Source organism: Acidovorax sp. LjRoot74, from assembly GCF_964254355.1.
Taxonomy (GTDB): Bacteria; Pseudomonadota; Gammaproteobacteria; order Burkholderiales; family Burkholderiaceae_C; genus Acidovorax.
This window is the reverse complement of record NZ_CAXUTI020000001.1, coordinates 3,674,995-3,692,573: the sequence shown is the minus strand read 5'-3', so window position 1 is coordinate 3,692,573 and position 17,579 is coordinate 3,674,995. Positions and strand designations below refer to the sequence as shown.

Below are 17,579 nucleotides of genomic sequence, written 5' to 3'. Positions count from 1 at the left end.
GTCCTAAATCACTGTGCCGCGGCGCTGATCGCATCGGTAAATGGAGCGCTCCACTTTTCACAGCAGGGCTTCCTGGGACTCAAGTACTGATACCGCAGCTGGGCGTTTCTTTGCTGGCTGCTGGGACCGGTCGGCGTCCATGTGCCGCTTGATGGCATCGACGCCAGCCTGGTTGTAGACGAACGACTCGACCTGCTTTACCGAATGCTGCGACTTGTCCATGCGGTACTCCCCATGCTCGGGCGTCTTCAGGTTGTGGTGGTTGGCGATTCGCCCCACCTTGGCGCCGGTGATACCCAGCATTTCGCCTACCTCGCCTGCCTGGTAGTGCTTCTCCGTGACGTGCGGTAGCGCCAGCACTTCAGTGCCCGCGACGGGGTTGATGATCTTGGCGAAGACCACTTGGCGTGCACGCTCTCCCAGGCTGGGCAGTTGGGCCAAGATGCGCTCGGCAGTTTTGGCTGCCAGATCGAGGGCACGGGCGCGGCGAAATTCCGGCAGGCCACTGGTGTCGGAGGGCTTCGGCTGCACGGCCTGGGGCACGGTGTAGCTGCCAGTCTTGCGGATGCTGGGCAGCACCTCCTCGAAGACCCAGCGCTCGAAACGCTCTGCGGCGGGCAAGGAACTATTGACGATCAGGCGCAGCACGTCGGGCTCGGACAGAACGCGCACATCCTGCTTGCCTCCTGGGGTCTGAAGGGGGTGGTGTTTCGCCACCCCCTTGCAATGCTGCTTCATGGCGTTGGTCGTGTCCTTGTATCCCAAGGCTTCGGCCACATCCTTGCCAACGAACCACGGCTCGCCGTCAATTTCCAGCACGCGGATGCTCGCGCCGTCGAAGTTAAATGGGACGATGTTGCTCACTGCTGCTGTCCTTTCTGCGCTGCTGCGCGTTCAACTGCACGAACGATGAAGCTGTTGAGGCTGACGTGCTGGGCCTGGGCTTCCTCCTTGGCCTTCTCGTGCAGCACCTGCGGAATCCGCAAGGTGATGCGTTCGTGCGGCACCTTCTGCTGGCTCATAAGGCCTCCTTGAATAGACACTGTTTTGGTGTCGTTATTGGATTGTGAATGTGACACTGCTTTGGTGTCAATGGGCTGTGACACTGTTTTGGTGGAAAATTGGCGCATGGACGACGAAGACCGCTACACCCGAATCACTCTACGAATCCCCAAGGACCTGCATGGGGTGCTGACTGCCGAGGCGGACCGGACCTCGAAGAGCCTGAATGCTCAGATCGTCGAAAGTCTGACCTACGGGTTCGAGAGCGCCGCCAGGTTGGAGAAGCTGAAAGACACGCTCATTAAATTTGAGCTTCAAGTTGCCATTGCCCAGGATGAGGCCGAAGTAGCGCGTAGGCAGGCCGAGCGGCACAAGGCGGAAATCGCTCGCTTGGAAAAACTCGAAGAGCAGCGAATTGATGGCGAGCGCATATCCCGGCTGCTTATGCGGTTGATGACCCAGGGCTTGAGGACGCTTCTGAAAAGCCCGAGTCCAAAGACGCTGGCAGACCCCGATGTTGCTTTGGCGCGGGCGCTTGTTCATAAAATCGATGCAGGTGGCGTCGGCGTGGCGGCAATGCTTGCCGAAATTGCCCCTGAGGACCCGTCGCTTCACCAATTGTTGAAGTCGATCGCCGTAGAGGAGTCCGAAATGAATTCGCCTCCGAACGCTGCGCCCGGGCCAGTCAATGAGCATCAAACGAAGCGCCAGCGGGCAGGTAGTCAAACGAAGTCCTCGCTGACGAAGCCCAAGCCCTGACCCCACTGAAAGGGGGCGGCAAAACACCATCCTCATCACACCGCCCTCCCAGCGAGGCGCTCCAGCAGAGGGCGCTCGCGGTACTCACCGAACACACCGCCGAAGAATTCGTTCGCGCCTTCGTGCACGATCCTGTCCAGCTTCGGGCTGGTCTTCATCGCGCGCATGAAGGCCATCGTGTGACACCACTGCAGCGGCTGGCTTTGAGGTGAGGCCCAATCCTCGCGGCGGTTCATCGCCGAGTTCTCCAGGTGCAACACGGTGATCAGGTGCAGAGCTTCGTCGCCATACTCGCGGACTTGCTCCGTGTCTCGGTCGGCCGGGTTGATGTTGAGGGCTTCGAAGATCTGCTCGCGCGTGGCGGCGCGGTCGAGTGCGTCACACAGAGGCATCAGGTAGTTGCCGATCTCGATTTCCATCGATTCCGCTTGCAGCATGCCTTCCTGCAGCTTTGCCGCGACGACTGCTGCCCGTGCACCTTCTAGTGTGCCCGTGCCCAGGCGGTCCAGAAGTCGCGTGTTTTCCGCCAGTACCTCCCGGGATTCAATGCGCACATTGACGATGCGGCGTGCGATGCCGCGCAGGTAGACCAGCTGCTTGATAAGTTGGTCGCTTGTCTCGGCGCCTGTGAGTTCGAGGTGCATGGGGTTAGCGTAGGTGGATTGCCAGGAAATTGCGACTCACTGAAAAGTCACTTTTGCGTTACGCGGAATGCCGTGCGCGCCACAGCAGGCCACCGGCCCAGGCCAGCGACTCCACGGGCCCAGCACCAGCGGCGCGGCGCATGCTGGCCAGTCGGCAGAAGAGGGTGATCTGTTTCATGTGCGTCCTTTCGATTGCGAATGGTCTCGCGGACTGTTGGTGCAGAAAAAGGGGGTAAAACGGCGCGACCGGTTTTAAAGTCCGTGCCCGCGCCATTCCTCGTCGTGCTCGGCGATGGCTTGGCGGGTCATGTGGCCGTAGTCCGGGGCGTCCTTGATCAGTCGATTGGGCGCGTTGGTGCCCACCAGGGCGCGGCAGTTGCGGGCGCTGCGGCGGTGGGCCTGGGCCTGCATGGTTTCCTTGCCGGTGTGGGGATCTGCGGGCAGGGCCGCTGCGGCCTGGTCGTACAGGTTGGCGGCCATGGCCCACTGGAGCGCGCCCTGGGCGTTCATGGCGGCTTTGGCCAGCAGCTCAGCGTCCGTGCTGGCTGTACGCGCTTTGCTGGCGCTGAGGATCGAGGGGAGGGCGCTCACGCGACGGCCTCCCCAGCCAGGGCGGCGACTTCGCTGTGGCCATCGTTGCCCAGGTAGATCACCCGGGCTGCGGTCTTGGTGTGGCCCACGCTGAGGCGGTCGCTGCGCTTGGCGAGGTCTTCGCGCACCAGTTGGCCTACGGTACGGCCCCAGGTCGATTCCGAGGCGTAGATCTCGTGCAGACGACCGGCCTTGAAGTCGGCGGCCGTGGGCACGAAGGCCATGCCGAAGCGGCGGGCCACGCTGGCGCAGGCTTTGCTGATCAGCTCGACAGAGTGGGACCGGTTGCAGAACACGAAGTCGGCACCGAAGCGCACAACTTGGCCGTCCAGCAGGGCGAAGGTGCAGCCCTTGTAGTCCTGCTGGCCGTCGAAATAGGCGCCGCTGAAGCGCTTGGCAACCGCCTCGACCTGGGCGGTGTTTGGGCCATCGGTCCAGTCAATGTTGATGGACGCGCCGCCGCTGTAAGTGCTGGAGCGAACGGTGAACTTGATGCCCTTGAAGGCTTCCTTCAGAGCTTGGCGGATCAGCTTGGCGGTATCAACGCAGGAAACGTGCTTTGACATTCTTCACTCCATCGCCCGGGGTGGGCTGTTGGAGTGAATTATCAGCGCTAGTGTTTTAACAAGTCAACACTTGCGGTGATTATTTGGCGAAATATTTTCTGCGGTGTTCAAATCCGCTCGCTCTGACGGTGAACAACTCGACCAAGAATGATGCAATGAGCGTCGGAGCACTCCTTGCGCGGATAGCGCCGCTGATCCGGGTTGTCCGATGTCATCCACCAGGTAGCGGCGTCTCGCTGCAGGCGTTTTACGACGGGCTCGCCCTCGAAGTTGAAGGCGAAAACCTCGCCATCCTTCGGCTCGATGTCGTCCGTGTTGATGACCACGACATCGTCATGAAATAGGGTGGGCTCCATGCTGTGCCCATGAATCTTGATGGCGATCAGCTTGTAAGGTTTGAAGCCCCTGCGGCGGAGCCAATCGGTCCGAAAGAAGATCGGGGCGGCTTCGCTCTCGTCCACATCCACGGCAAAACCGCTCATGCCGGCCTTCAGCGTGAGACGCACTACCCGCACGGGTGCGAGGTCGCCATGCAGATCCATATCAATGGGCGCTATTGGCTGCGGTAGGCGCTCGCCAGGCGACACGGCGGCCGCGATTTCGCGCGCCTCAGCGGCAAGCCTGGGGCTGAAGTCTTCCAGCGCAACATTCAAGCCACGGGCGAATCCGCGTGCCGCCTTCAGAGAGAGGGGCGACCGTCCACCCAGGAAGTTACCTACCGCGCTTTGCCCACCTATACCGTACAACTCGCCGAAGACAGCCTGCGGCGGCTTGCCTGGAGTTGATTCCCAGAGAGATCGGAGCTTGGCAGATTCTTCAAGATGCTCAGTCGTGATTTTTGAGGTGCGGGAGCTGCTTGGGGACATAGCGAGATCATCAGCGAAGGTAATTGCACTTCAAAACACTGCCGATGTTGCAATAAAGCACCGGCGGTGATAAAACCGGGGGATGGCAAACCTGAAATCCATCCGTTCCCGTCTCGGCCTCTCGCAATCCGAGCTTGGCGACATCATGGGCTGCGTCCAGGGAAACATCACCGCCTACGAGCGTGAAGCGAATCCCAGGCCGATCCCGCAACGCCGCGCCGCGAAGTTGATCGCGTCGGCGAAAGAGCGGGGGCTGCACATCACGTTCGATCACGTTTATGGCGATGCGCCTCTGCCCAGCGTGGAGCACGAGGTCGCTCATGCCTAACCCCAATTCACGCACCGCGAATTCCGCGTGCACCAGGGCGCTGCTTGTCGCGAGCCGCGCCCATCTGCACCCGGCTCGCTTTGCAGGCGATGCGCAATTCCCCTGCCACCCAGGTCAGCTGCAGCTGCGATGTGGTCATGGTCTGCACTCGCTGGCCAGTGACCGGGTCGGTGTTCACAGACATCGCCGTGCGGCTGCTGCTGTGGAAGGGGGCTGTGATGGTGTTCATGTCGGTGGTCCTGTTGCGCTGGGATTCAGCGATGACTGGATCGTCTTTTTTTTGGCCAAAAAAAGCACCCCTCAGACCCCCTCAGATTGAGTGGCAGCGAGGGGATCACGCCGCAACCCTTATGAATCAACGACTTAACGCAATCGCACCATGAAGACCATCTACGACGACGAATACGAGGCGCTGGCTCAAATGATCGCCAGCAGTGACAAGACGGCCAAGGAGTTGGCTGTTTACCTGTTCCCGCACATGAAGCTGGAGTCGGCCCACGCGCGACTGCGTGCATGCCTCAATCCTGAGAAGGATGAGCGCCTGACCTTCGGCCAAATCATCGCGGCCATGCGTTTCTGCGGGACTTTCGATCCCCTGATGTACGCGTGCGACGAGACCCTCCACGCCCGCCCAGACCGCAAGTCGGCCGAAGACCAGGCCGCTCGCATCGCCGATGTGATTGATGGGGCTACTGCCACCCTGAACACCGCACTGAAAGCGCTGGCCCAGCTGCAGCAGTCTTCGGGCGGAGGCGGACCGGGCCTGAAGGCCGTGGCTTGAGTTGTGGCCACGGATAGGGGCGGGGTAGCTCCCCAAACCGAAAAGCAGTTCCACCACCTGCCTGCCGCTGGTTTCTATGTGGTGCCGATCATGTTTTGAGGTGGCAAATGCCTGAAGTAATCCAAGCCAAAGAAGTTCCAGTCAACGATGCGATCGAAGCCCCGCCAACCTGGGAAGAGCTGCGCGAAAGCGGCCGGCTTATCGTTGATCTGGAGGACTCCAAACTCGCTGTGTACACAGGCGATTTAGGGAGCGTAGTGCTGGCCAGTCAAGAGTATGAGGATGCCAATCCGAGATTCATTGTTCTGGATCCTGACTGCGTCCCAGCACTCGTTGCAGCGCTTCATAAAGCGCGCGTAGAAGCGTCCGCACTGGCGGCCCAGTGGGACGCCAAGTATGAGGCGGCAGAGATGGCGCATGCCGAGGCGGGAGGCGCAGCCAGCGCATGAGCCACGACCAGTCCACCGTCAACCCCTACCGCAAGGTCTCGACAGCGACGTGGTCGGACCGCAAGGTGTTGAACCTCACCCCTCTGCAGCCGTCAGGGCAGGCGCTGTTCTTGATGCTGATGGTCGGTCCGCAGTCCACTCACATCCCCGGCGTGCAGCCTGTTGGCCGTCTGGCGTTTTCCGAGATGTTGGGATGGGAGGTGGAAGCCTTCGATGAAGCCTTTGCGGAAGCCTACCGGGAAGGCTTAGCGAAAGCAGACTGGAAAGCCCGCCTGATATTTGTGCCGAACGCCATCAAGCACAACCTTCCGCAGTCTCCCAACGTGGTGAAAAGCTGGGGCTCGATGTGGGCCAGGGTGCCCGAATGTGACCTGAAAACCGAGGCCTGGAATGCTCTTCATGACGCACTTTGCTCCTTGGGGCAAGGGTTCGTGGACGCCTTTAAGTCCTCGTGCCCATTGAAATTTTTCGACCAAGAGCACAAGGCAGGCGAGCCTACCTGGAAGGCTACCGGGAAGCCTTCCCCGAAGACTACCGCCAATCAGGAAGCAGTAAGCAGTAAGCAGGAATTTATACAAGACCCTATCGGGTCTTCGTCGGCTTCGCCGCCAGACCGCGCGGCGTCGGCCGTCGATTCGCAGCATCCAGGGCAGCAGGGCCTGGTCGGCATTGAGCCGTTGGCCGAGCCTGACGGGCAGCTGCCGAAGCCCGGAGGGGTTCCACCGTGTCCATACGGCCGAGTGCTTGACGCCTATGCCGCAGCGTTGCCGATGCTGCCGCAGCCGAGACGCACGCTTTTCCTCAAAGGGAAAAACGCGACCGCGATGCGCCAGCGATGGGCGTGGGTTTTGACTGAGAACTACGAAACCGGCGAACTGGCTGGCCAGCGCATGGCGAGCAATGTCGATGAAGGCGTGGCGTGGTTCGAGCGGTTTTTCAGCGTTGTCGCTGGCTCTGATTTTCTGACCGGCCGACGAGTCGCAGGGGGGCGCAGGTGGTCGGCTGACATCGGCTGGCTCATGACGCTGGGCAACTTCGAAAAGGTGCTTTCGGGCAACTACACCGATGAATCGGGAGGCGAAGATGCGTGAGAAACCTCGCTTTGCCGTGCCGTTCAGTATCGATGCCGAGGCCTCGCTGCTGGGTGGGTTGATCCGCTACCCAGATTCCCTGGCACGAGTTCCTGGCCTCGCTCCGGAGGCCTTCTACCATCCGCAGCACGCCGACATTTTCAGCGCCATCCAGCGGCTGTACGCCAGTGGGCAACCGATCGAAGCCATAGCCGTCAGCGTGAACATGCAGGCGCAAGGAGTTGATATCGGCGTTGGGGACATTGAAAGCCTTTCCGCTTCGGCCCCTGGTCCGGCAAGCGTGCGGATGCTGGCAAGTGCCGTCATGGACTGCTACCGCCTGCGCCAGTTGATGGAGGCGGGTCGGGAAATTGGCGAGCTGGCCATGACGCCTGGCTACAACTCGGCGGAGCAGATCGACAAGGCGCAGATGCTGCTGGCGAAGCTGGCGACTGTCCGCAGCCGCCATGAGCCAAAGAGCATTACCGAGTCGATAGTCGATTACCTCGGCGTGCTGCAAGACCTGAGCGAAGGCAAGAACCCGGCAATCCGCACCGGGATAGGCGGCCTGGACAGCATGCTCAATGGTGGGCTTCGTAGAGGCGAACTGATGGTGATCGGAGCGCGCCCGAAACACGGAAAGACCGCGCTCTCACTCACGATGGCCCGAAACATGGCTCGCGACCATGGCGTCCTTTTCCTGAGCCAAGAGATGAACATCATCCAGCTGATGCACCGGCATACAGCCGCGAGCGGTGGTGTCGATCTGGGGCGCATCCTGGCCGCAAAGCCAGAGGATGCCGACATGTGGACTGGTGTTACCGAGGCTGCCCGCAAACTGGGGGAGCTGAAGTTGCACCACGATCAGCAAGGCGGGCTCACGCTGATGGACATCCGGCGCAAGGCCCTCAAGGTGAAGCGTGAGAGCGGCCTCGACGTGCTTTTCATCGACTTCCTACAGTTGATGTCTGGGGGCGGCGAAGAGAGCCGCAACCGCGAGTTGGACGTGATCGTCAACGGCATCAAAGCGATGGCCATGGATCTTGATTTCGCGGTGGTGCTGCTGAGCCAAATGAGCCGCAAGGCCGATGAGCACTACGGCAGGCCGCAGATGACCCACCTGCGGGATTCCGGTGCCATCGAGGCGGCTGCAGACCAGGTTGCGCTGCTGTTCAACGACTGGGCCCACCCCATGAGCAAGAAGCTCGGCCAGTTCAAAGGGTATTGCGAGTTGGAGATCGTCGCGCACCGCAACGGACCACAGGGTTTGGTGCCGCTGCATCTCATCGGCGAGTTGCAGCAAATCGGCGACTGGATGGGAGACATCCCCAAGCGCCTGGCCGAGCCAGAAAAAACCATGACGCGGCGTACGCCGAGCAACCTCTGAAGGAGAACCGTATGTCAGACCAACCAACACACGCGCTCCTTTGGAGCCAGAGCCAGTGCGCCATGCACATCGAACCTATCGCCGACATGCTCAGTGAGAACCGCCAGGCCTACACGGAGAACCGACGCATGGACTACGTGCCGATCATCTTCGGAAGCGATGAAGAGTGCCATCAGGCGGCCGACGCTGTCCGCCAGACCATGCGCACACGCCAGGGCGCTCGCGCTGAATCTGTTTCGACCTGAAGGGATCCCATGAATACTGACACCGATCAACTGAAATCGGCTGCTGTGGCTCCTCTGGCGCGGGTGCTGCCTACCGCCGCCGCAATGCTGCTGCGCCAGGCTGCCGAGACAGTCATCGCCGCGGACCCACTGGCCCGGGTGAAGGCAATTGAACGCGCGATCGCCCGCGTGAAGCGTGAGTGGCCTGCCTATTTTCGGGGGTGAGCAGCATGCAAAAAACCGTTGCCGTGAACGACAAGGGCCTGCGCATCGGGGAGGACCACCACAACGCCCGGGCCACGGACGCCGAGATCGAACTCATCCGCCAACTGCACGACGAGGGGATGAGCTACGAGGTGCTGGCCGAGAAGTTCGAGTACAGCAAATGGGCCATCGGCCGCATCTGCCGGTTTGAGCGCCGGGGCCAGGTGCCCGCCGCGTTCGTGCGTGTGCACATCCCTGAGCCTGCGTAGGGTGGAATCGCCCGATGGCAACCAGGGAAAAGAAATCCGCGAAGAAGCCGGACTTGAAGTCCGAGATTTGCGCGCGCATTGCAGACGGGGAACCGCTGCGCCAGATCTGCCGCGCGCCGGGCATGCCCGCATGGCGGACCGTTTACGACTGGATAGAGGCAGACAAGGACTTCGCCGCACGCATCGCGCGCGCGCGTGCACTGGGGTTCGATGCTATCGCAGAGGAAGCCCTGGAGATCGCGAACACGCCCGTTCTCGGCGAGGAGACCGAGGATGACGGCGAGAAGGTCAAGATCAAGACGGGCGACATGCTGGGGCACCGGAAGCTGCAGGTGGAAACCCGGCTCAAGCTGTTGGCGAAGTGGTGCCCGGAAAAGTACGGCGAGAAGCGCTCTGTTGACCTCACGGTGAATGACTCGCTTGCCGAGCGCCTGGCTCGCGCCCGGGCCCGCGCGGCGGGGTAGGGGCGCTGTGGCTGCGAACATCGATGAAGAGCTGATTGAGCTGGCTGCCCAGTGCTCCACAGACCCGGTGCGCTGGGCTGAGATGGCATACGACTGGGGGAGCGGCGAGCTGGCAGAGCATGCGGGCCCGCGAACCTGGCAGCGCGAAGTGATGGGCGACATCCGGGACCATCTGTCCAACCCGGCCACCCGATACCAGCCGCTGATGATTTCTGTCGCTTCTGGCCACGGCATCGGCAAGTCGGCCGAGATCGGAATGATCACGAACTGGGCGCTGTCCACCTGCGAGGACTGCAAAGTCGTCATCACCGCCAACACCGACACCCAGCTGCGCACCAAGACGGCCCCCGAGGTCGGGAAGTGGCAACGCATGTCGATCACCTCGCACTGGCTCGACGTTCAGGCGACCAGCATCGCGACCCGAGACAGGGCGCACGCGAAGAGCTGGCGGGCGGACTTCGTGCCGTGGTCAGAGCACAACACCGAGGCGTTCGCCGGGCTGCACAACGTTGGCAAGCGCATTGTTCTGATCTTCGATGAGGCCTCGGCCATTGCAGACAAGGTGTGGGAGGTGTCGGAAGGCGCGCTGACCGACGAAGGGACTGAGATCATCTGGATCGCATTCGGGAACCCCACGCGAAACACTGGGCGGTTCCGTGAGTGCTTCCGTCGGTTCAAACACCGATGGGTACACCGTCAGATCGACAGCCGCACGGTTGAGGGCACGAACAAGGCGCAGATCGCCAAGTGGGCGGCCGACTATGGCGAGGACTCGGACTTTTTCAAGGTGCGGGTGCGCGGCTTGTTCCCGTCCATGTCCGCGCGCCAGTTCATCGGCGAGACGGACGTTACCGCCGCCTATGGGCGGGTGTTGCGCCCCGAGCAGTACAACTTCGCCCCAAAGATTCTGACCGTGGACCCTGCCTGGGAGGGGGATGATGAATTCGTCATCGGGCTACGCCAGGGGCTGGTCTACCGGATCCTGCACCGGATGGCGAAGAACGACAACGACCTGGTGGCCGCGCAGATCATCGCCAGGTTTGAGGACGAGGAGCAGGCGGACGCCGTGTTCATTGATGCGGGCTACGGCACCGGCATTGTCTCGGCGGGGCAGGGCCTGGGGCGCAACTGGACGCTGGTGTGGTTCGCTGCCGCGTCTGGGGACATTGGCTGCCTCAACAAGCGCGCGGAAATGTGGAAGGCCGCCCGCGACTGGCTCAAGGCGGGCGGCTCCATCGAAGAAGACCCCACGCTGCGCGACGAGCTGCAGGCGCCCGAGATCGTGCCAAGGCTGGACGGCAAGATCCAGATCGAGTCCAAGAAGGAAATGAAGGCGCGGGGCATCCCATCGCCCAACCGCGCGGATTCGCTGGTGCTGTCGTTCGCCTTCCCCGTCGTCAAGCGACACGCTTTGGAAGCCCTGCGCACTCGGGGCCAGCGCGGAGAGTACGACCCCTACGCCTGACGGGTGCACGTAGCGGGGCGGGCGGGAACCATCATCCCGCGCATGGAACCCACCGTTCGCGCCATCACCGTCGATGAGGCCTTTGACGCGCCCGTGTTTGCCGCGCTGTGTGCGGAGTACCAGGCCGAATCTCTGCGCAATCCCTGCTTGATGGGGGCGTTGCCTGACCGCCAGGGCTACACGCACTTGGCCGAGGCGGGTGTGTTGCGTCCGCTGGGGGTTTTTGTGGGCGACGAGCTGGCGGGGTTTTGCGCGGTGCTGATCACGCCCGTGTTGCACTTCGCGGGCCGTGTCATTGCCTCGACCGAAACGCTGTTTGTTGCCCAGGCGCACCGGGCAGGGGGCGCGGGTTTGATGCTCCTGCACGCCGCAGAGGACGTTGCCGTGCGTGCAGGCGCGGGCGGCTTGTATGTGACCGCACCCGCTGGGGGGCGCCTGGAGCGCTTGCTGCCGCATGTGGGCTACCACACGACGAATCTGGTGTTCTTTCGGGGGCTGAAATGACCGAATTGGTTGTGGCGCAGAGCCGAATCCCGGCCATGAGCGCTCAGGCCATCCAGAAGGTGCGCGCGCTGGAGGTTGTGCTGTTGGGTTTGCCCCAAGTGCCGATCGCCACCGAGCATGTGCTGCATGGCGGCCTGTATGCACGCACGATCTGCATCCCGGCGGGGGTGGTGCTCACGGGCGCCTTCATCCGCATTCCCACCCTGTTGGTGTTCGATGGCCATGCCACGGTCAACACCGGGGAGGGCGCCGCCGAGCTGCAGGGTTACCACGTCCTGGCCGCCAGCGCGCGCCGTCGCCAGGCCTTCATCGCGCACGCCGACACCCGTCTAACCATGGTGTTCGCCACCCAAGCCCAGACCGTTGCCGAGGCCGAGGACGAATTCACGGACGAGGCGCACCTGCTGTTCTCGCGCCAGCTTGGGGCCGTCAACCACATCAACATCACAGGAGAGTAACCATGTCAGGTGGAATCAGCGCCACAGCCATCATGGCCGGTGCAGCAGTGGCAGGCACGGCCATTTCGGCTATCAACGGCCAGCAGCAGAAAAAGGCTCAGCAGTCGGCCCAGACCCAGGCCAAGACCCAGGCAGACGCGCAGGCCAAAGCTGCTGACGAGGCGACAAACCGCGCCAACCAGCGCCGCCCCAACACCTCGGCCGCCGTTGATGCCGCATCCCTGCTGGGCAAGGGTGGTGCCTCGGGCACCATGCTCACCGGGCCGCAGGGCGTGGACGCCAGCGCGCTCAACCTCGGCCGTAACACTCTGCTGGGCCAGTGATGCAGGGCAAGACCGAACGCCAACTCCTTGCAGCACGATGGGGGGCGCTGCGCGATGAGCGCAGCAGCTGGATGACGCACTGGCGGGAGATCAGCGATTGCCTGCTGCCTCGCTCTGGCCGCTTCTTCGTTGAGGACCGCAACAAGGGCGACAAGCGGCACAACAAGATCTACGACAACACCGGCACCCGTGCGCTGCGCGTGCTGGCGGCTGGGATGATGGCGGGCATGACCAGCCCGGCGCGCCCCTGGTTTCGCTTGACCACCTCCGATCCTGACCTGGACGAGTCCGCCGCCGTGAAAGCCTGGCTGGCCGAGGTCACGCGCATCATGCAGATGGTCTTTGCGAAGTCGAACACCTACCGCGCGCTGCACTCGATGTATGAGGAACTGGGCGCCTTCGGCACGGCCAGCACCATCGTCCTGAGCAACTACGACACGGTGATCCACCACTACCCGCTCACGGCGGGCGAGTTCGCCATTGCCACGGATGCCGAGGGCAAGGTGAACACCCTGTTTCGCGAGTTCCAGATGACGGTGGCCCAGGCGGTGGGCCAGTTTGGGTATGCCAACTGCAGCGGCACGGTGCGCAACCTGTACGACATGGGGCGCCTCGACCAATGGCTGACGGTGATGCACGCCATCGAGCCGCGCACGCAGCGCGACACCACCAAGCGCGACAGCCGCAACATGCGCTGGAAGTCGGTGTATTTCGAGAAGGCGGGCAGCGAAGACCGGCTCTTGAGCGAGTCGGGCTTCCGTGACTTCACGGCGCTGTGCCCCCGGTGGGCTGCAGCCGGTGGTGATGTGTACGGCAACAGCCCGGCCATGGAGGCGCTGGGCGACATCAAGCAGCTGCAGCACCAGCAGCTGCGCAAGGCCCAGGGCATCGACTACAAGGTCAGGCCGCCCCTGCAGGCGCCGACCTCGATGTCGAAAAGCCAGGTGGACACGCTGCCGGGCGGCATTTCCTACGTCGATGCGGCCACCCCGAGCGGTGGAATTCGCTCTGCGTTCGAGGCCAACATCGACCTGTCCCACCTGCTGGCCGACATCCAGGACGTGCGCGAGCGGATCAAGGCCAGCTTCTATGCCGACCTGTTCCTCATGCTGGCCAACGGCACCAACCCGCAGATGACAGCGACCGAGGTGGCAGAACGCCATGAGGAAAAGCTGCTGATGCTGGGCCCGGTGCTGGAGCGCATGCACAACGAGATCCTGGACCCCAAGATCGAGATGACCTTCGCGCGCATGCTGGAGGCGGGGATCGTGCCCGAGCCGCCAGAGGAGCTGCAGGGCGCCGAGCTGAATGTGGAGTTCGTCTCCATGCTGGCCCAGGCCCAGCGCGCCATCGCGACCAATTCCATCGACCGCTACGTGATGAGCCTCGGCACCATCGCCTCCATCAAGCCCGAGGTAATGGACAAGTTCGATGCGGACCGCTGGGCAGACACCTACGCCGACATGTTGGGAATCGACCCTGAGCTGATCGTGCCCAGCGACAAGGTGGCGCTGATCCGCCAGCAGCGCGCCCAGGCGGCGCAGGCCCAGCAGCAGGCCGAGATGCTCAGTCAGGGCGCCGACGCAGCCGCGAAGCTGGGGGGCGTAGATACCAGCCAGCAAAGCGCACTCACCGATGTGACACGCGCGTTCAGCGGCTACACCTGAAAAGGTGCACGTATCTCCGCCGCCCACAAACACACTGCGGGCTCATGAGTGCTTACGACCCCACCGACATCGAAGGCCAGGAGAGCGCAGCGGCTGACACCGAGCTGCGCGGCAAGCTGGCACGCGATACGGAGGAGTCTGACTTGAAGTGGCTCATGGGCAGCAAGCGGGGGCGCCGCATCGTGTGGCGTCAGCTGGATCGGGCTGGGGTGTTCCGTCTTTCGTTCAACACCAATGCCATGCAGATGGCGTTCAACGAAGGCGGGCGCAACGAAGGGTTGCGCACCCTGGCCACCATCCACGCCGTGTGCCCGGAGCTTTACACCGCCATGGCGAAGGAACAGAGCAATGCCATCACCTGAAAACCTGATGACGGACCCCGCAGCACCCAACCAGGGCGCTCCGTCGTCTTCCCCGGCCGCCAATCCACCCGCTACTGGTGCGGGCGAGGGCGGCCAACCAGAGCCGTCCGGCCAGAAGCCAGCCGCCGAAGGGCAGGGCGACCCAGCACAGAAGCCAGCCGAGGGCGAAGCCGCGAAGGGCGAAAAGGACGACAAGCCGCAGGGTGCGCCCGAGAGCTACGAGTTCAAGGCGCCCGAGGGTGTGACGCTCGATGACACCGTCATTAGTGCGTTCTCCGAGGTCGCCAAAACCCTGGACCTGCCGCAGGACAAAGCCCAGCAGGTGCTGGACAAGATGGCCCCGGCCATAGCCAGTCGCCATGCTGAGCAGTTCGCTGCGGCGCGCACCGAGTGGACCAACACCTCCAAGGCCGACAAGGAATTCGGGGGCGACAAGCTCAGCGAAAACCTGGCAGTCGCCAAGAAGGCGCTGGACGCCTTTGCAACGCCCGAGCTGCGCACGCTGCTGGAGGACTCTGGGCTGGGCAATCACCCCGAGGTGATCCGCATGTTCTACCGCACCGGCAAGGCCATGAGCGAAGACCGCTTTGTGGCCGGCCAGGGCGGCAAGAGCAACCAGGCTGACCCTCGGCGCCTGTATGGCGCATCCAACATGAACCCCTGATTTTCAAAAGGAGCCACCGTGAAGCACATCCTCAAATCTCATCCCGTCCAAATGCTGCTCTTCGCAGCGGCTGCGCTGCTGTTCTTCCACACCGGCATTGCCAGCGCGCAGGATCTCGCGCTGCTGGGCTTCGCGGGTGTAACGCTCGCCAGCACCAACCCCACCCTGGCCGATGTCGCGGCTCGCATGACCACCGACGGCAAGATCGACCCGAGCATTGTGGAAATGCTCAGCGAGACCAATGAAGTCCTCGATGACATGACCATGATCGAGGCCAACGGCTTCACCGAGCACAAGACCACGGTCCGGTCCGGCCTGCCATCTGGCACCTGGCGCAAGCTCAACTACGGTGTGCAGCCCGAGAAGTCGCGCACCGTGCCCGTGAAGGACAGCATGGGCATGCTGGAAACCTACGCCGAGGTGGACAAGGCCCTCGCCGATCTGAACGGCAACTCTGCCGCGTGGCGTCTGTCGGAAGACCGCGCATTCGTGGAAGGCATCAACCAGAACATGGCCACCACCCTGTTCTATGGCGATTCCAGCGCCGACCCCGAGAAGTACATGGGGCTGGCGCCGCGCTACAACACCCTGTCGGCCGAGAACGGCATGAACATCGTGGACGCAGGCGGCACTGGCAGCGACAACGCCTCGATCTGGCTGACGGTGTGGGGCCCCAACACCCTGCACGGCATCTACCCGAAGGGCTCTCCGGCCGGCCTGCAGTCCCGCGACCTGGGCGAGCAGACCCTTTTCGACGCGGCCGGTGGTCGCTACCAGGGCTACCGTACCCACTACAAGTGGGACATCGGCCTGACGCTGCGCGACTGGCGCTATGTGGTGCGCATCGCCAACATCGATGTGTCGGACCTGACCAAGAACGCCAGCGCGGGCGCTGACCTGATCGACCTGTTGACCCAGGCCGTGGAGCTGATCCCCAACGTGGGCATGGGCCGCCCGGTGTTCTATCTGCCGCGCAAGATCCGCAGCTTCCTGCGCCGCCAGATCACCAACAAGGTCGCGGCTTCGACGCTGACCATGGAAGAAATCGCTGGCAAGAAGGTGGTGGCGTTCGACGGCATCCCCTGCCGCCGTACCGATGCGCTGCTGCTCACCGAAGCCCGCGTGGTGTAACTCAGGAAAGGAAACCGCCATGATCATCGACAAACTTCTGCAGGTGTCCACCGCCCAGGTGGTCACGGCTTCGGCCGCCTCTACCGACACCATCGACTTCGGCCAGGCCAACCCCGATGTGGGTTTGGACGACCGCAGCATGATGGTCTTCACTGTGGGTGAGGCAGCCGCTGCCGCTGGTGCCGCCACGGTGACGTTCTCCATCCAGGACTCGGCCGACAACTCCACCTTTGCGGATGTGGCGGCCACTGCCGCTATCGGAAAGGCCGCGCTGGGCCTGGGCCAGCAGGTGGTGATCCCCATGCCGGTCAAGCTGCGCCGCTATTGCCGTGCGTACTACACCGTCGGCACCGGGCCCCTGACTGCTGGCAAGTTCTCTGCGCAGGTCGTGACCGGAATCCAGCAGAACACGGCCAAGCCTGACAGCCCCCGCATCGCATAAGGAGCCGCTGCTATGAAAGTTATTGCAATCAAGCAGGGCTACTTCGGCAAGCTGCGCGCACCCGACGATGTGTTCGAAGTACCTGACGGCGAGAAGGCCTCCTGGTTCACGCCAGTGGACAAGAAGGGTGCAGCCGAAGGGAAGGGCGATGCCAAGCCTTCTGACGGCCTCAAGGTCGATGAGCTCAAGGCAGCCCTGGTCGCCAAGGGCATCGCCTTCCCTGATGGTGCGAAAAAGGACGAGCTGGCCGCTCTGCTGGACGCAGCTCCTCAGACCCAGCCCTGACCCTCACCGGCTGGGCATCAAGCAAACGGAGGCCCAGCGCCTCCGTTTTTCATGGGAGATCACATGGCATCCGAAGTCGATATCTGCAACCTCGCCCTGGCCCACCTTGGTGACGAGGCCACCGTGGCGAGCATTGAGCCGCCCGAGGGGTCGGCGCAGGCCGAGCATTGCGCGCGGTTCTACCCCATCGCCCGGGATGCGCTCCTGGAGATGCACCCCTGGAAGTTCGCCACGCGCCGCGCCATGCTGGCCCCGCAGGTGACGGCCGCTTGGAACTGGGCATATGCCTACGCTGAGCCCGCCGGAGCGGTTCGTCTGCTGTCGGTCCTGGCGGCAGATGCCCCGGCTCAAGCCGAAACACAGCCGTTCGAGGCCCAGGCCACTGACACAGGGGCGGCCATCATCCTGACGAACCTGCCCAGCGCCAGCTTGCTCTACGTCTCGCGCATCACCGACACGACCAAGTTCTCACCACTGTTTGTTGATGCTCTGGGGTGGCTGCTGGCCTCGCACCTCGCCGGGCCCATCCTCAAGGGAGAGGCTGGCAGCGCCATGGCAAAAGACTGCCTGCGGCAATTCATGCTTTCGATGTCCAACGCCAAGACCTCCAATGCGAACCAGCAGATGGTGCGCCAGGAGCACACGGCGCCCTGGATCGTCGCGAGGGGTTGAGC

28 protein-coding genes are annotated in these 17,579 nt (G+C 62.9%); 21 read left to right on the top strand and 7 right to left on the bottom strand.

The window, feature by feature from the left end; all coding sequences use genetic code 11:
• Positions 1-57 precede the first annotated feature (57 nt).
• Positions 58-864 (bottom strand): BRO-N domain-containing protein, encoded by an 807-nt coding sequence (locus ACSQ3O_RS17525; protein ID WP_436139863.1) that lies wholly within the window; start codon positions 862-864, stop codon positions 58-60.
• On the bottom strand, positions 861-1,022 hold the full coding sequence (locus ACSQ3O_RS17520) for a YlcI/YnfO family protein (protein ID WP_436139862.1): 162 nt from the start codon (positions 1,020-1,022) through the stop codon (positions 861-863). The genes ACSQ3O_RS17525 and ACSQ3O_RS17520 overlap by 4 nt, the downstream gene beginning before the upstream one ends.
• 106 nt (positions 1,023-1,128) lie before the next feature.
• Here ACSQ3O_RS17520 and ACSQ3O_RS17515 point away from each other — a divergent pair, with 106 nt between their 5' ends.
• On the top strand, positions 1,129-1,761 hold the full coding sequence (locus ACSQ3O_RS17515) for a toxin-antitoxin system HicB family antitoxin (protein WP_436139861.1): 633 nt from the start codon (positions 1,129-1,131) through the stop codon (positions 1,759-1,761).
• Positions 1,762-1,796: 35 nt separating this feature from the next.
• On the opposite strand, the gene ACSQ3O_RS17510 is transcribed toward ACSQ3O_RS17515, so the two are convergent.
• The 4 genes from ACSQ3O_RS17510 to ACSQ3O_RS17495 form a co-directional block, all read right to left on the bottom strand.
• Positions 1,797-2,405, bottom strand: coding sequence for a hypothetical protein (locus tag ACSQ3O_RS17510; protein ID WP_436139860.1), 609 nt, complete (start codon positions 2,403-2,405; stop codon positions 1,797-1,799).
• A gap of 252 nt (positions 2,406-2,657) precedes the next feature.
• Positions 2,658-2,996: a hypothetical protein gene (locus tag ACSQ3O_RS17505; protein WP_436139859.1), complete on the bottom strand. Its 339-nt coding sequence runs from the start codon at positions 2,994-2,996 to the stop codon at positions 2,658-2,660.
• Positions 2,993-3,562, bottom strand: a complete 570-nt coding sequence (locus ACSQ3O_RS17500; protein ID WP_436139858.1) for an LPD29 domain-containing protein — start codon at positions 3,560-3,562, stop codon at positions 2,993-2,995. The genes ACSQ3O_RS17505 and ACSQ3O_RS17500 overlap by 4 nt, the downstream gene beginning before the upstream one ends.
• A 107-nt stretch (positions 3,563-3,669) precedes the next feature.
• Positions 3,670-4,428, bottom strand: a complete 759-nt coding sequence (locus tag ACSQ3O_RS17495; RefSeq protein WP_436139857.1) for a S24 family peptidase — start codon at positions 4,426-4,428, stop codon at positions 3,670-3,672.
• An 82-nt stretch (positions 4,429-4,510) separates the two neighbouring features.
• Between ACSQ3O_RS17495 and ACSQ3O_RS17490 the strand changes: the two genes are divergently transcribed.
• Positions 4,511-4,756, top strand: a complete 246-nt coding sequence (locus ACSQ3O_RS17490; protein ID WP_436139856.1) for a helix-turn-helix domain-containing protein — start codon at positions 4,511-4,513, stop codon at positions 4,754-4,756.
• Between the two features lie 7 nt (positions 4,757-4,763).
• Here the strand turns inward: ACSQ3O_RS17490 and ACSQ3O_RS17485 are convergent, their stop codons facing one another.
• Complete coding sequence (locus tag ACSQ3O_RS17485) at positions 4,764-4,985, bottom strand: hypothetical protein (RefSeq protein ID WP_436139855.1); 222 nt, start codon at positions 4,983-4,985, stop codon at positions 4,764-4,766.
• Between the two features lie 150 nt (positions 4,986-5,135).
• Between ACSQ3O_RS17485 and ACSQ3O_RS17480 the strand changes: the two genes are divergently transcribed.
• The 19 genes from ACSQ3O_RS17480 (at position 5,136) to ACSQ3O_RS17390 (ending at position 17,577) form a co-directional block, all read left to right on the top strand.
• On the top strand, positions 5,136-5,537 hold the full coding sequence (locus tag ACSQ3O_RS17480) for a hypothetical protein (RefSeq protein ID WP_436139854.1): 402 nt from the start codon (positions 5,136-5,138) through the stop codon (positions 5,535-5,537).
• 107 nt (positions 5,538-5,644) lie between these two features.
• A complete protein-coding gene (locus ACSQ3O_RS17475) occupies positions 5,645-5,986 on the top strand; it encodes a hypothetical protein (protein WP_436139853.1) in 342 nt (113 codons plus the stop codon).
• A complete protein-coding gene (locus tag ACSQ3O_RS17470; protein WP_436139852.1) occupies positions 5,983-7,077 on the top strand; it encodes a hypothetical protein in 1,095 nt (364 codons plus the stop codon). Before ACSQ3O_RS17475 ends, ACSQ3O_RS17470 begins: the two co-directional genes overlap by 4 nt.
• Entirely contained in the window at positions 7,070-8,443 is a 1,374-nt protein-coding gene (locus ACSQ3O_RS17465; protein WP_436139851.1) for a replicative DNA helicase, read from the top strand. Before ACSQ3O_RS17470 ends, ACSQ3O_RS17465 begins: the two co-directional genes overlap by 8 nt.
• Before the next feature lie 11 nt (positions 8,444-8,454).
• Positions 8,455-8,688, top strand: coding sequence for a hypothetical protein (locus ACSQ3O_RS17460; protein WP_436139850.1), 234 nt, complete (start codon positions 8,455-8,457; stop codon positions 8,686-8,688).
• Positions 8,689-8,697: 9 nt separating this feature from the next.
• On the top strand, positions 8,698-8,892 hold the full coding sequence (locus tag ACSQ3O_RS17455) for a hypothetical protein (RefSeq protein WP_436139849.1): 195 nt from the start codon (positions 8,698-8,700) through the stop codon (positions 8,890-8,892).
• Positions 8,893-8,897: 5 nt separating this feature from the next.
• Entirely contained in the window at positions 8,898-9,140 is a 243-nt protein-coding gene (locus tag ACSQ3O_RS17450) for a hypothetical protein (RefSeq protein WP_436139848.1), read from the top strand.
• Between the two features lie 14 nt (positions 9,141-9,154).
• A complete protein-coding gene (locus ACSQ3O_RS17445) occupies positions 9,155-9,604 on the top strand; it encodes a terminase (RefSeq protein WP_436139847.1) in 450 nt (149 codons plus the stop codon).
• A gap of 7 nt (positions 9,605-9,611) precedes the next feature.
• The gene (locus ACSQ3O_RS17440; protein WP_436139846.1) at positions 9,612-11,069 is read left to right on the top strand and encodes a terminase; all 1,458 of its coding nucleotides are present in this window, start codon (positions 9,612-9,614) and stop codon (positions 11,067-11,069) included.
• Positions 11,070-11,111: 42 nt separating this feature from the next.
• A complete protein-coding gene (locus ACSQ3O_RS17435; RefSeq protein WP_291466662.1) occupies positions 11,112-11,573 on the top strand; it encodes a GNAT family N-acetyltransferase in 462 nt (153 codons plus the stop codon).
• On the top strand, positions 11,570-12,031 hold the full coding sequence (locus tag ACSQ3O_RS17430) for a hypothetical protein (RefSeq protein WP_436139845.1): 462 nt from the start codon (positions 11,570-11,572) through the stop codon (positions 12,029-12,031). The genes ACSQ3O_RS17435 and ACSQ3O_RS17430 overlap by 4 nt, the downstream gene beginning before the upstream one ends.
• Before the next feature lie 2 nt (positions 12,032-12,033).
• Entirely contained in the window at positions 12,034-12,354 is a 321-nt protein-coding gene (locus tag ACSQ3O_RS17425; protein ID WP_291466664.1) for a hypothetical protein, read from the top strand.
• The gene (locus ACSQ3O_RS17420) at positions 12,354-14,021 is read left to right on the top strand and encodes a portal protein (protein ID WP_436139844.1); all 1,668 of its coding nucleotides are present in this window, start codon (positions 12,354-12,356) and stop codon (positions 14,019-14,021) included. Before ACSQ3O_RS17425 ends, ACSQ3O_RS17420 begins: the two co-directional genes overlap by 1 nt.
• Before the next feature lie 44 nt (positions 14,022-14,065).
• Positions 14,066-14,383, top strand: a complete 318-nt coding sequence (locus ACSQ3O_RS17415) for an endopeptidase (protein WP_436139843.1) — start codon at positions 14,066-14,068, stop codon at positions 14,381-14,383.
• The gene (locus tag ACSQ3O_RS17410) at positions 14,370-15,047 is read left to right on the top strand and encodes a protease (protein WP_436139842.1); all 678 of its coding nucleotides are present in this window, start codon (positions 14,370-14,372) and stop codon (positions 15,045-15,047) included. The genes ACSQ3O_RS17415 and ACSQ3O_RS17410 overlap by 14 nt, the downstream gene beginning before the upstream one ends.
• An 18-nt stretch (positions 15,048-15,065) precedes the next feature.
• Positions 15,066-16,178 (top strand): major capsid protein, encoded by a 1,113-nt coding sequence (locus tag ACSQ3O_RS17405; protein ID WP_436139841.1) that lies wholly within the window; start codon positions 15,066-15,068, stop codon positions 16,176-16,178.
• A gap of 19 nt (positions 16,179-16,197) precedes the next feature.
• Positions 16,198-16,620 (top strand): Bbp16 family capsid cement protein, encoded by a 423-nt coding sequence (locus ACSQ3O_RS17400; RefSeq protein ID WP_291466669.1) that lies wholly within the window; start codon positions 16,198-16,200, stop codon positions 16,618-16,620.
• 12 nt (positions 16,621-16,632) lie between these two features.
• The gene (locus tag ACSQ3O_RS17395; protein WP_436139840.1) at positions 16,633-16,905 is read left to right on the top strand and encodes a HeH/LEM domain-containing protein; all 273 of its coding nucleotides are present in this window, start codon (positions 16,633-16,635) and stop codon (positions 16,903-16,905) included.
• 63 nt (positions 16,906-16,968) lie between these two features.
• Entirely contained in the window at positions 16,969-17,577 is a 609-nt protein-coding gene (locus ACSQ3O_RS17390) for a hypothetical protein (RefSeq protein WP_436139839.1), read from the top strand.
• The last annotated feature ends 2 nt before the right edge of the window (positions 17,578-17,579 follow it).